Origin of the sequence: Hymenobacter lutimineralis (genome assembly GCF_008271285.1) — a bacterium.
GTDB classification, from domain to species: domain Bacteria; phylum Bacteroidota; class Bacteroidia; order Cytophagales; family Hymenobacteraceae; genus Hymenobacter; species Hymenobacter lutimineralis.
This window is the reverse complement of sequence record NZ_VTHL01000007.1, coordinates 50,428-61,691: the sequence shown is the minus strand read 5'-3', so window position 1 is coordinate 61,691 and position 11,264 is coordinate 50,428. Positions and strand designations below refer to the sequence as shown.

Sequence of the window (11,264 nt, the reverse complement as noted above, 5' to 3'; positions counted from 1 at the left end):
ATTATAACCGACCTTTGCGGCGAAACTCCTTTGCCACTATGCCCCGACTTCGCCAGCTGCTCCTGCTTTTTGTGCTGCTGTGGCTCGCCGGGCCGGCCACCCTGCTGGCCCAAACCGAGACACCGGCCGCCGCCAACAAGCGCCTGTTCGACCGCACCGTGGACGAGCTGAATTTCCGTACCATGGAAACGGTGTACGACCGGTCGTTTACGCGGCGTAAGTTTCCGGTTACGCTGCGCACGGCCAAAGCGCGGCGCGAATTCGACGATTTTGCCGACCGCAGTGACCTAAAAACCCTGTTTCAGAACTACAACGGCGTATCGGAACGCTACAAAGGCCGCTTTGGCAAAGGCCGCACAGATTTGGTGGAGTTCGAAAAGCAGCTGAACTCTATTCTCATCGACCGCAACTTTGAGTTTTTCATCCGCGTGCTGCCGCGCGATGAGCGGGTAGCCCTGATTCGTGCCTTGCAGCGCGCTATCAAGCAGGGTACCGCCCAGTTCAATGCCTCCGAAGACCCCGAGCCCGCGGCCCTGGCCGCCGATGGAGCTGCTGTACCCCCAGCCGACGTGGATGCAGAGGCTCCGCTGGCTTCGCCGGTAGAAGATCCGGCCCCCGAGCCAGAAACCGTAGCCCCCACCACGGCGAGCCGGTCCGGGGCCCTCACCAGCAATGCAGACCCCGAAGCCAGTGTACTCTCGCGCTACGGCCTCCTCGATTATCTTTCCTTCCTGATGGCGGCCGCCGCCTTAGGCCTGACGCTGCGCCTGACGCTGGTGACGGTGCCCGAACTGCAGCGCCGCCTCGATGGAGCGTACGAGCCGCAAGCAGATGATGATTTGGAGGATGAAGCCCCCGAAACCGCCGCTTTTACGCCGGTAAAACGCCGGGCGGGCCTGCCCGAAGACCGTTACGAAGACGGGGACGACTCCTAGACTGCACTTTCCGACTAAACCGCATGATTCTTACCGACCAGCAAATCCTCGCTGAAATTGAGCAGGGCAACATCGTCATTGAGCCCTACGACCGAGCTTGCCTCGGCACCAATTCCTACGACGTGCACCTGGGCCGCTACCTGGCTACCTACCGCGACGCCGTGCTGGACGCGCGTAAGCACAACGAAATCGACGTATTCGAAATTCCGGCTGAAGGCTTCGTGCTCCAGCCGGGCACGCTTTACCTGGGCGTGACGGAGGAATACACCGAAAGCCATGCCCACGTGCCCTTCCTGGAAGGCAAGAGCAGCGTCGGGCGCCTGGGTATCGACATTCATGCCACCGCCGGCAAGGGAGATATCGGCTTCTGCAATACCTGGACGCTGGAAATCAGCGTGTCGATGCCAGTACGGGTGTACCACCTGATGCCCGTAGGCCAGCTGATTTACTTTACCGTGCAGGGCAACGTGGAGAACTTCTACAACCGTAAGCCCAACGCCAAGTACAACGAGCGGACGGTAAAGCCGGTGGAATCGATGATGTGGAAAAACCAGTTTTAACTTTTTGTCTGCTTCCCCCTCACAAGTGCTGCCTGACTACTAAGGGCAGCACTTTTTGCTTTCGGATAAACTCCCTGGCATAGTTTTTCGTTAGGGAGTGGTATAGCCTGCGGGCAGAGGCGGTGTCTCTCATGCTCGTAGCCGCTGTTTATTTACCCGTTAACGAATCCAGACCATGCGACATACACTTGCTTTTACGGCCCTGTTGCTGGCTTCGGTAGCTACCGCAGCGCAGGCTCAACAAACCAACCAGCTTGCCGTTAGCCGGGACAAAACCCAGGCTTCGCCCCGCCTGAACCCGGTAGTAGCCCAACGGGCCGACCGCCTTTCCGACCAAATGGTGCGGCAGCTCCGGCTTAATGGTTACCAGGCTTCGCGCCTGCGGGCCATCAACGAAGATAAAGTAGCCAAGATGGCGGCCATTGAGCAAAAGCACGCCGGCAACTCCCAACTGATTGATCAGCAGTGCCAGGGCGTGTGCAAAGAGCGGGACAAGGAACTGCAGACCATCCTCAGCACCGATCAGTACAGCTCGTACTACGGTTCCCGCGCCTCGTTCTACAAGTACGACAAGGACTACGCCGCTACCGCAGCCAATACGCGCTTCGTGAACTCCGTGCAGAATCCAGCTCCGGCTGGCAGCAAAGGAGCCGTGTTGGCTCCGGCGAGCGAAGCGCCCCGTACTACGCCAGCCAGCACCCGCGCCCGTGGCCGGTAGGCTTCACATAGCTTTCGTATAAACCAAAAAGCCCCTCCTGACTACGTCGGAGGGGCTTTTTGTATGCTGACTTTATTTCTGCTTTTTCTGTTCTTCTTCCAGATGGTTCATTAGCTCGCGGCATAAGTCGCGCATTTTGGTAGCCATAACCGAATCGTTGGTAGCCGTTACGATGCTTTCAGCCATGGCTCCGATGGTGTCCACGTAGAAATGCTTCATTTCGTCAACGGGCATTTCTTTAGTCCACAGATCAATTTTCATGGTGCCCCGCTCGTCCCGGTCCCACAAGGCAATATTGATGGCCTTGGCAAAGTGAATATCGGGGCCGGCGTCGGTAGCCTGCCAGCTGATGGCCTCGGGCACTTTCTGGTCGTCGAGGGCAATGCTGAAGCGAATTTCAGACTTCTTCATTCGAATGTGCTATTGTGGGAAATGTGCTGATGTGCTAAACGAAAAAATGTACTAACGCGCTAATGAAGCCAGTTGGTCATTAGCACATCAGCACATTTCTCCCATTAGCACATTAGTATTACACGTAATTGTTCAACATCACCGGCATCACCAGCATCAGAATGCTTTCGTTGTCGTCGGCAATGGTGGGCATCAGCAGGCCGGCCCGGTTGGGGGTGCTCAGCTCCAGGGTAATTTCTTCGGAGTCGATGTTCGACAGCATCTCAATCAGGAACTTGGCGTTAAAACCAATCTCCATGTCTTCGCCGTCGTACTGGCAAGCCAGCTTCTCGTTGGCTTCGTTGGAGAAATCCAGATCTTCCGCCGAAACCGTCAGCTCGGAGCCCGCCAGGCGGAACCGCACTTGGTGCGTGGTTTTGTTGGAGTAGATGGCAATCCGCTTAACCGAGTTCAGCAGCGCCGCGCGGTCGATGATGAGCTTGTTGGGGTTGCTCACCGGAATTACGTTTTCGTAGTCGGGGTACCGCTCATCAATCAGGCGGCACACCAGGCGCATCTGGTTGAAGGAGAAGAAGGCGTTGGAGTGGTTGAACTCTACGCGCACCGTGGTAGCCTCGGAGGGCAAGGCGTTTTTGAGTAGGTTAAAGGCTTTGCGCGGCACAATGAGGTTAGCCGTTTGGCCAGCACCCACATCCTGGCGGCGGTAGCGCAGCAGGCGGTGTCCGTCCGTCGCTACAAAGGTCACCTGACTGTCGGCCAACTGAATAAGCACCCCGGTCATGGCCGGGCGCAGCTCGTCGGTGCTAACAGCAAAGATGGTTTTGTTGATAGCGCGCGACAGCGAAGAGGACGGAATTTCGATGGGGGCCGAGCCTTTCACTACGGGTACCCGGGGAAAGTCGGCAGCATTTTCGCCAGCCAGCTTGTAGCGTCCGTTGGCCGAGCTGATTTCGATGGTATACGTTTCCTCGTCCAGCGTGAAGGTCACGGGCTGGTCAGGCAGATTTTTGAGCGTATCGAGCAGGATGCGGGCGGGGGCTGCAATCCGTCCGCTTTCGCGCGCTTCTACGGGCAGCTCGGTTATCATACTGGTTTCCAGATCCGAGGCCGTAATGGTCAGCTTGCTGTCTTCAATCTCGAAGAGGAAGTTCTCCAGAATGGGTACTACGGGGTTGTTCGTAACCACGCCATTGATGCTCTGTAGCTGCTTGAGCAAGGCGGAAGACGAGACGATGAACTTCATATGGCGGGTAATAAGTAGGATGAGAGAAATGAAACGTATCTGGACTGATATTTACGAATATGTCACGATGTAAAGTCATAAAATATCAATCAATTTGCGTATCAAAATTATCATAAAAAAGCGAGAATTATTTAACACTATTTTGCGCTATGGTGCACAGCAATACTCTTTTCCTGTTCAAGCCTTGCAATGAGCTTTTTTCCTATATCTTGACCAGGCTTCTCAATTAAATGATAGGTAATTGTTGCTACAATTACGGTCAACAAAAAAATCACCGAGACAAAAAAAGCATAATTCAATACTCCGTATCCAAATATATGAGCTGGAATAATTTTATCAATTGCAAAAATCAAAGCCGCATGGGTTAAGTAAAGACTATAGCTAATCTTTCCAAGATACAAAGTCATACGATTCACAAGGATTTTTGGTGAAGTTAAATACATTGCAAAAATAAATGGAATATAAAGAATAGCATAATCTGTCACAAATTTAGGCACAAGTCCGTCCGTTGTAAAAGTCTGCAAAGCGCTGTTTACAAGAAGAATAACGAAGAGCACTAGAATAGGCCTTGCTAAGGCTAATCTTTCACCTTCACCAAAACTTTTATCTTGTCCAATACTTTCATATGATTTAAAAAGAAAATATATCAATATACCAAGTGCAAATATTGGAAGTTGATTAAAAACCGATTGATAGTAAAAAGCACTCCATAACTTAGTGGCAATTGGACCTGGCGAAGTAGCAGGTGCAATTACGTGGGCCAATATATACGTAAATATTTTTGCTATAAAAAGTGCCACAATAAAAAACCACAATGATTTTTTAAGTGTAGTTATGGTTTTAAATAGTAGTGGAACGCACATGTAAAATAGCATTTCAGTTCCAATAGACCAGCCACTATGTACTATAGAATTAATCCAATAGGGATTTAATCCAAAAACAAAAGTAATGTTAGCCAAGACTGTCCAAAAATCAATAGAAATTTCTAATTCATTTGGTGATTTCAAAATAGAATTATCATACCACAAAAAATACAAAACCAAGACATAAAATAACGGAGCTATACGAAAAAAACGGCGAATAAAAAAATTAAGCACGGGTCTTTTTTCGTTATCTACCTGCCTATTCCTAAATGAAATGAACAATGTTAACGCACTCAGCATAAAGAATATAGGCACTCCTCCTGCACCTAATGTAAGAAACGCGTTAATAGGCTTACTTAAATAGTAACGAGGAACATGATGAAAGATAATACCAGAGGCTGCTATACCGCGTAAAGCATCTATATATGCAAATTTCTTTGGTTTATTATATGTTTCTGACATTGTCTGAATGCGGCAAAAATTTAACTACACAAACTTATTAAAAAAAAATCACCACTCAAAGCAATAAAATTTGCACTATTCAGATAGTGGTATAATAGCAAGTGATGTGTATCTTAGTGAATGCTTCCGCCGACTGTCACCTATAAGAAGTGCGGCAGTGCGGCTCTATGCAAGAACGGCAGCCTTAAATGCCAGCTCAAGTACCAGTGCACAGCTTGCCACTACCAAGCTGTTTTCACGCACGCCGTGGCGCGCAAAGCCGCCCAACACGCGCAATTGGGCAAGCTGCTGGTCGAGCGCGCCTCGCAACGGGCAATTGTGCGCTTGACCGGCGTCGCGCGCCCAACCATTGTCAAACTGGCAAAAAAAACGCCGATTACCCCGCACCCGCTGCCCAAACCCAGCCGGCCCCAGGAGTTGGAACTGGACGAGATGTGAACGTTTGTGGGGCGTAAACAGCGCAAAGCTTGGCTCTGGCTGGCCGCAGAGCGCTACACCTAGCACATCGTCACCTAGGTGCTAGGCACGCGGGGCACAGCCACGGCCAGCCGCCTATGGCTGGGCTTGCCAACTGATTATCGCACCGGCACCTGGTACTACACCGACGAGTGGGAAGCGTATTGAAATGTTTTACCACCCGCTGCCTATCTGCCGAGCCCCAAAGGCAGTGGCCGCACGAGCATCGTGGAAGCAGTGAACTGTTCGCTGCGGCAGCACTATGCTGTGCTCGTACGCAAAATCTGTTCCTTCAGTCGCTCACTTCTATGCACTGGGTCCGCATTCTAACTCGTCATCGACGAACATAATCGGCGATTAGAAGCACTACGGAAATCACCTACTATTGTACCACCTTTACTATTCATATAAAAATGTCAACTTTTAAGTATTTTCATTCCGTAAACGACGCGTAACGCCGTTTGCGCAGCCAAGCTCGCACAAGCCCGAACAACGCCAGCATGAGCAGCGGAATGCCAAGATTCAGTAACTGCCAGCGGCGTTTTTCCTCGTTTACTTTTACCTTATCCAGGGGCCGCAGGGTTATTTCCTTGCTACGTACTCCTATAAGGCCCGTTTCATCCAATAGAAAATCGGCCGCATTTTGCACCAGTTCCCGGTTGGCAAACTCGGTGGTGGCGAGCCGGTCGTAGCCTAGGCGCAGGGGGCGGTTGGTCTTCATATCCACTTCATTGCGCACAAAGTCCCCATCGGATACGACCAGCACCTTGCCCGGCTTTGCCTGCCCTGACTGCGGGGGCTGAAACTGTGCGGTGCCGGGCTTGGCGCGGTTGGCGTATAGCGAGCTGAACTGCCCTTCCAGCAGGTAGCCCATTGGCTTCGCCCCCGCCGTGTACAATTTCGGGTCGGGGGGCAGGCGGGCGTCGTTGAGGTTGATGGGCACCGGCGCCGGCAGCACCCGGGAGTAGCGCGAAGTGAAAAACAGCGGCGTCTTACGAATCCCGCGGGCTTTTACGGTATCAATGGTACCCGCAAACTTAAGGTACACCGCGTCGAGGTTGCGGGTGATGGGGTGCGGGCTAAAGGCGTTGACGATGGGGTAAAACTGCCAGGGCATGGGCTCTACCTGGGGCTTGTTGCCCGTCATGCCCGTCACCAGCGGGATAAGGCCGGAGTTCAGGTCAAGCACCAGGTCCCCGTTCAGCCGCACGCCGTACTTGAAGAGCAGGTCCGTGAGGTTGAGCTCCTGGGGGAAAGACAGCATACCGCCCCGGTTGGCACTGTCGAGGTTCACCCGCATCTGATCCACGAAAAACATGGCCCTACCACCTTGGGTGATGTACTCATCGAGTTTGAACTTCTCCGCCTCCGTGTACGGCCGCTGGGGCTTGGCCACAATAACGGCCGCCAGAGGCTTTAGGCTGGGCACCTTGCTCAGGTCCACCCGGTACACGTTATAGTCGCGCTGCAAGGAGCCAATCAGGTCGGCCATCTGCAGGTTATCCAGTTCCCCGTGGCCTTCTACTATGCCGATGATGCGGCGCTTGTTGGGCTGCAACCGCCTAATGGCGCTGGCCAGCTCGTACTCCAACCCTTCAATGCTCTGGTTCAGGCGCACATCGGGGGCGGCCGCTTGGTTGCCGCGTAGCAGCAGCACGTTCTGCTCACGGCTGCCTACCGTGACGGTAGCCCAGGGGAAGATAATCTTCTCTACCCGCTTTCCGTTTTCATTGGCCCCCAAGTTGGTGGGCTGCAGACCTTTCTGCATCAGGCGCTGAAACTCCTTGTTGCGCGCTTCCTCGGAGGACGCGGCTGAGGGGTCCACAAACACGTAGCGCAGCTTGGAGCCCGACTGCAGCTGCATTTCGTCCAGGGTTTCGCGGGTAGCTTGGGCCAGCCGGCGGAAGGCAGGCGGAAAGTCACCGGCTAGGTACACGGTCACCGTCACAGGCTCGGGCATCTGGCCCAGCAGCTGCTTGGTCGCCGCCGACATGCTGTAGCGCTTGTCCTCCGTCAGATCGAGGCGGAAGAAAAATTGCTGAGCCAGAAAGTTGAGGACGAGCAGTGCTAGGGCAAACAAGCCGAAGCGCAAAAGGTCGCGCTGTTTGCGAGGAGTAGGCGTAATCGGAGCGGGTTGTTCCATGCGGGGTTGTCAGTTGACGGTAGCCAGTTGACAGAAGAATTAAGACTACCAGGTGCGGCTGCGGAGCACGAGGCGCGTGGCAGCCAGCATCAGGGCAACGATGGAAAAGAAATACAGCAGGTCGCGGGAGTCCACCAAGCCCTTGCTCATGTCGCGGTAGTGGGCCGCAATGCCAAACTGCCCGATGTAGTAAGCCGGGGCTCCATCAAACAGCGAAGCCAATGAATCGAACCCCGAATACACCAGGAAGCATCCTACCACGGCCACCAAAAAGGCAATAATCTGGTCCCGGGTGAGGGCCGAAGCCAGCACCCCAATGGCCGCGAAAACGGCCGCCAGCAGTGCCAGCCCCAAAAAGGAACCAGCAAAGGCGGCGGAGTCAATGTTGCCGACGGGGTTGCCGAGCTGGTAGACCGAGTAGTAGTACAGCAGCGTAGGCACCAGCGCCAGCAGCGCCAGCAGCAGGCAAGCCAAGTACTTCCCTCCTACCAGCTGCCCATCGGTGAGCGGCCGGGTGAGCAGCAACTCAATGGTGCCGGCCTTCTTTTCCTCGGCAAACGTGCGCATGCAGATGGCCGGAATCAGGAACAGGAAAATCCACGGAGCCAGGTTGAACAGCGTCTGCAGGTCGGCAAAGCCATAGTCGAGGACAGAGGAGTCGGGGAACACCCAAACGAACAGGCCCGTAGCCACCAGAAACACCCCAATCACTACGTAGGCCACGGGGGAATTGAGGAAGGCGTTAAATTCTTTGCGAAGAATGGCGAACATCGAAGTTGATGTGCTGATGAGAGAAAAAAGGCCACTTGTCATCCTGAGCGGAGCGAAGAACCTTATCATACTGCACGCATTGCTGCTAGCTTGATAAGGTTCTTCGCTCCGTTCAGGATGACACGGTCGTTTGTGTTGTTAGTTGCTGGAAAACTTGTTCCAATGACTGTTCTTCCTGCCGCAGACCCAGGAGAATCCAGCCTTGCTCGGCGGCCAGGCGGGAAATAGCGCCCCGCTGGTCGGCTGTGCCCGCCACGCGGATGCGCCAGGTGTTGCCCGGGCCTGGCTCTACGGATTTCACTCCCGACAGTAATTGCAGCTTGGCCGCATCAATCGGTCCTTCAAACTCGGCCCGAATAATGGTTTCCCCCTGAGCCAAAGCGCCCAGCTCGCGCACGGGCGAGTCGGCCACCAACTGACCCCGGCTGATGATAACTACCCGGTCGCAGAGGGCCTGCACTTCGGGCAGAATATGGGTGCTGAAGATGACCGTCTTGTCCTGACCCAGCTCCCGAATCAGCTGGCGGATTTCCCCAATCTGATTGGGGTCAAGGCCCGTAGTGGGTTCATCCAGAATCAGGACCTGCGGGTCGTGCACCAAGGACTGCGCCAAGCCGACCCGCTGCCGATACCCTTTGGAAAGGGCCCCAATCTGCTTGTTCTGCTCGCGCGTGAGGCCTACTCGACTAATCAGTTCTTTTACCCGCTCCCGCAGGCTTTTCCCCGAAAGCCCATGCACCCGGCCAATAAATTCCAGGTACTCGTGCACGTACATGTCCAGATATAGCGGGTTGTGCTCGGGCAGGTAGCCCACGCGCCGCCGCACTTCCAGCGGGCTTTCTACCACGTCGAACCCGGCTACGCGCACCGAGCCGCTGCTGGGTGGCAGGTAGCCGGTGGCAATTTTCATGGTGGTGCTTTTGCCGGCCCCGTTTGGCCCCAGAAAGCCCAGAATTTCGCCTTTACCCGCCGTAAAGCTGATATTATCGACGGCGGCCTGCGTACCAAAAAGCTTGGTCAGCTGTTGTATTTCTACCATGTCTGTTCAGAGCAGCTCGGAGTCTGTTCGGGGCAGCTTTGTCCAGCTGGATTCCGCTGCTTCTTTAAAAGTCTGGAAAAGAGGACCCATATCAGTTATCAAATCCTGCTAGGATATTCCACGCGCTTAATCGGTAAACGAAAAGCCCGCCTGTGCTGTCATCCTTATTTCCCTGGCTGTAGGGGGCGCAGGTCTATTTCTGAGACCAGAACGCGCAACGGCGTCTCCAGCGTATGCACAATGGCCCCGGCTACGTCCTCGGCCTGCACCTTATAAGGGTTGAAGCCCGGTCCTTCCACCGTCTTGCCGCCGAAGCTGGTTTCCACGGAGCCAGGATTCAGGCAGGTGACTTTGATACCGAACTGGCGTACCTCCTTGAACAAAGCCTCCGAAAAGCCACGCACCGCAAACTTGGAAGCGCAGTAACCGGCCATATTTTCGCTGCCCACCGTGCCGGCCAACGAGGCTACGTTGATGATGTGCCCCAGCTGCTGGCGCTTCATGGCGGGCAGTACGGCTTTGGTGCAGTAGAAGGTGCCGTGCACGTTGGTATCGAACATAGCCAGCCAGTCTTCGGAGGAAAACCCATCCGTGGCTCCCATGACGCCTAAACCGGCATTGTTTATCAGCACGTGGCAGTCCTCCCCCACGGCCAGCTTGGTAGCTGCGGCCGCCAGGGCTACTGATTCCTCCCGGCGCACATCACAGCTAATAAAATGGAACCGCTCGTGCTGCAGACTCTTGGGGGCGCTACGGCTCCAGCCTACCACAATGGCTCCGCGGGCCAGCAGCAACTCGGCCGTGGCCTGCCCAATGCCTTTGCTGACGCCCGTAACAATGGCTACCTTGCCGTTCAGGTCCATAGAAATAGCTTGTTTGGATGGCGTTTGATGTTCATTTGGGGCCGCAAGATAGAGCCTTACAACTGCTTTGGCGGTGGTGGCTCCTGCTGGTCGCGGCGGGCACCCTCACTACCTGCGGCCCCGACCACGAGCTGGACTGCCTGAAAAGCACTGGCCCCGTAGAAACTACGCACCGGGAGCTACCGGCGTTCCACACCTTCACGGTGTATGACAACGTGGACGTAATCATTGTCCCCGACACCCGCTTTTTCGCCGAAGTGCGCACGGGCCGCAACCTGCAGGAAGACCTGGAACTGCGCGTACAAGACAGCGCCCTGGTGATTGAGAATACCAGCCGCTGCAACTGGGTGCGCCGCTACGACGTGCCCCGGGAAGTACGGCTGCACCTGCCTTCCGTGGTTAATATTTACCAGCGCGGGGAAAACAGCATCCGCACGGCAAGCCCGCTGCGCACCGATGCCCTGTTTTGCCACCTGATAGGCGCCGGCGACGTGGACCTAGAAGTAGACTGCCGCTATCTGGCGCTCAGCCAGTACGAGCTGGGCGACATCCGCCTGCGCGGGCGCACCGATGAGCTGCATTTCACCTTGGGCGGCCTGGGCCGGCTTTTCGCGCAGGAGCTAACTACTACCGACTGCTATTTTCAAACCAACCACGACAGCGGCGGCGACGCCCATGTGCGGGCGTCGCGCCTGATTGGTGGCCGGCACGCGGGCGCGGGCACGCTATTTTATGCCGGTCAGCCCGCCGCCGTTGACATTTCCGTTACGGGTAAAGGAAAGGCTATACCCGAGTAGAAA

12 protein-coding genes are annotated in these 11,264 nt (G+C 54.9%); 5 read left to right on the top strand and 7 right to left on the bottom strand.

The window, feature by feature from the left end; all coding sequences use genetic code 11:
* Window positions 1–38 precede the first annotated feature (38 nt).
* The 3 genes from FY528_RS08550 (at window position 39) to FY528_RS08540 (ending at window position 2,213) form a co-directional block, all read left to right on the top strand.
* Complete coding sequence (locus tag FY528_RS08550) at window positions 39–935, top strand: hypothetical protein (protein WP_149070583.1); 897 nt, start codon at window positions 39–41, stop codon at window positions 933–935.
* A 23-nt stretch (window positions 936–958) separates the two neighbouring features.
* Window positions 959–1,495, top strand: a complete 537-nt coding sequence (gene dcd / locus FY528_RS08545) for a dCTP deaminase (RefSeq protein WP_149070582.1) — start codon at window positions 959–961, stop codon at window positions 1,493–1,495.
* A gap of 175 nt (window positions 1,496–1,670) precedes the next feature.
* Window positions 1,671–2,213 (top strand): DUF4890 domain-containing protein, encoded by a 543-nt coding sequence (locus FY528_RS08540; protein WP_149070581.1) that lies wholly within the window; start codon window positions 1,671–1,673, stop codon window positions 2,211–2,213.
* Window positions 2,214–2,285: 72 nt separating this feature from the next.
* On the opposite strand, the gene gldC is transcribed toward FY528_RS08540, so the two are convergent.
* From gldC to FY528_RS08525, 3 genes are all read right to left on the bottom strand, one after another.
* Complete coding sequence (gene gldC, locus FY528_RS08535) at window positions 2,286–2,624, bottom strand: gliding motility protein GldC (protein WP_149070580.1); 339 nt, start codon at window positions 2,622–2,624, stop codon at window positions 2,286–2,288.
* Window positions 2,625–2,742: 118 nt separating this feature from the next.
* The gene (gene dnaN, locus FY528_RS08530) at window positions 2,743–3,867 is read right to left on the bottom strand and encodes a DNA polymerase III subunit beta (RefSeq protein ID WP_149070579.1); all 1,125 of its coding nucleotides are present in this window, start codon (window positions 3,865–3,867) and stop codon (window positions 2,743–2,745) included.
* Window positions 3,868–4,004: 137 nt separating this feature from the next.
* Window positions 4,005–5,192, bottom strand: a complete 1,188-nt coding sequence (locus FY528_RS08525) for an acyltransferase family protein (protein ID WP_149070578.1) — start codon at window positions 5,190–5,192, stop codon at window positions 4,005–4,007.
* A gap of 120 nt (window positions 5,193–5,312) precedes the next feature.
* On the opposite strand from FY528_RS08525, the gene FY528_RS08520 reads away from it, so the two are divergent.
* A complete protein-coding gene (locus tag FY528_RS08520; RefSeq protein WP_149070577.1) occupies window positions 5,313–5,630 on the top strand; it encodes a hypothetical protein in 318 nt (105 codons plus the stop codon).
* Window positions 5,631–6,081: 451 nt separating this feature from the next.
* Here the strand turns inward: FY528_RS08520 and gldG are convergent, their stop codons facing one another.
* From gldG to FY528_RS08500, 4 genes are all read right to left on the bottom strand, one after another.
* Entirely contained in the window at window positions 6,082–7,791 is a 1,710-nt protein-coding gene (gldG, locus tag FY528_RS08515) for a gliding motility-associated ABC transporter substrate-binding protein GldG (RefSeq protein ID WP_149070576.1), read from the bottom strand.
* A 45-nt stretch (window positions 7,792–7,836) separates the two neighbouring features.
* The gene (gldF, locus tag FY528_RS08510; protein ID WP_149070575.1) at window positions 7,837–8,562 is read right to left on the bottom strand and encodes a gliding motility-associated ABC transporter permease subunit GldF; all 726 of its coding nucleotides are present in this window, start codon (window positions 8,560–8,562) and stop codon (window positions 7,837–7,839) included.
* A 112-nt stretch (window positions 8,563–8,674) separates the two neighbouring features.
* Entirely contained in the window at window positions 8,675–9,601 is a 927-nt protein-coding gene (gldA, locus tag FY528_RS08505; protein WP_149070574.1) for a gliding motility-associated ABC transporter ATP-binding subunit GldA, read from the bottom strand.
* A 164-nt stretch (window positions 9,602–9,765) separates the two neighbouring features.
* Complete coding sequence (locus FY528_RS08500) at window positions 9,766–10,464, bottom strand: SDR family oxidoreductase (RefSeq protein WP_149070573.1); 699 nt, start codon at window positions 10,462–10,464, stop codon at window positions 9,766–9,768.
* A gap of 17 nt (window positions 10,465–10,481) precedes the next feature.
* Between FY528_RS08500 and FY528_RS08495 the strand changes: the two genes are divergently transcribed.
* Window positions 10,482–11,261, top strand: a complete 780-nt coding sequence (locus FY528_RS08495) for a GIN domain-containing protein (RefSeq protein ID WP_149070572.1) — start codon at window positions 10,482–10,484, stop codon at window positions 11,259–11,261.
* Window positions 11,262–11,264: the final 3 nt, after the last annotated feature.

What these genes read in the sequence shown, in the direction of transcription:
- FY528_RS08540 (WP_149070581.1), top strand. Translation starts at nt 1,671, where the DNA reads ATGCGACATACACTTGCTTTTACGGCCCTGTTGCTGGCTTCGGTAGCT.
- gldG (WP_149070576.1), bottom strand. Translation starts at nt 7,791, where the DNA reads ATGGAACAACCCGCTCCGATTACGCCTACTCCTCGCAAACAGCGCGAC.
- FY528_RS08550 (WP_149070583.1), top strand. Translation starts at nt 39, where the DNA reads ATGCCCCGACTTCGCCAGCTGCTCCTGCTTTTTGTGCTGCTGTGGCTC.
- dcd (WP_149070582.1), top strand. Translation starts at nt 959, where the DNA reads ATGATTCTTACCGACCAGCAAATCCTCGCTGAAATTGAGCAGGGCAAC.
- gldF (WP_149070575.1), bottom strand. Translation starts at nt 8,562, where the DNA reads ATGTTCGCCATTCTTCGCAAAGAATTTAACGCCTTCCTCAATTCCCCC.
- gldC (WP_149070580.1), bottom strand. Translation starts at nt 2,624, where the DNA reads ATGAAGAAGTCTGAAATTCGCTTCAGCATTGCCCTCGACGACCAGAAA.
- gldA (WP_149070574.1), bottom strand. Translation starts at nt 9,601, where the DNA reads ATGGTAGAAATACAACAGCTGACCAAGCTTTTTGGTACGCAGGCCGCC.
- FY528_RS08520 (WP_149070577.1), top strand. Translation starts at nt 5,313, where the DNA reads ATGCTTCCGCCGACTGTCACCTATAAGAAGTGCGGCAGTGCGGCTCTA.
- FY528_RS08495 (WP_149070572.1), top strand. Translation starts at nt 10,482, where the DNA reads ATGGCGTTTGATGTTCATTTGGGGCCGCAAGATAGAGCCTTACAACTG.
- FY528_RS08500 (WP_149070573.1), bottom strand. Translation starts at nt 10,464, where the DNA reads ATGGACCTGAACGGCAAGGTAGCCATTGTTACGGGCGTCAGCAAAGGC.
- dnaN (WP_149070579.1), bottom strand. Translation starts at nt 3,867, where the DNA reads ATGAAGTTCATCGTCTCGTCTTCCGCCTTGCTCAAGCAGCTACAGAGC.
- FY528_RS08525 (WP_149070578.1), bottom strand. Translation starts at nt 5,192, where the DNA reads ATGTCAGAAACATATAATAAACCAAAGAAATTTGCATATATAGATGCT.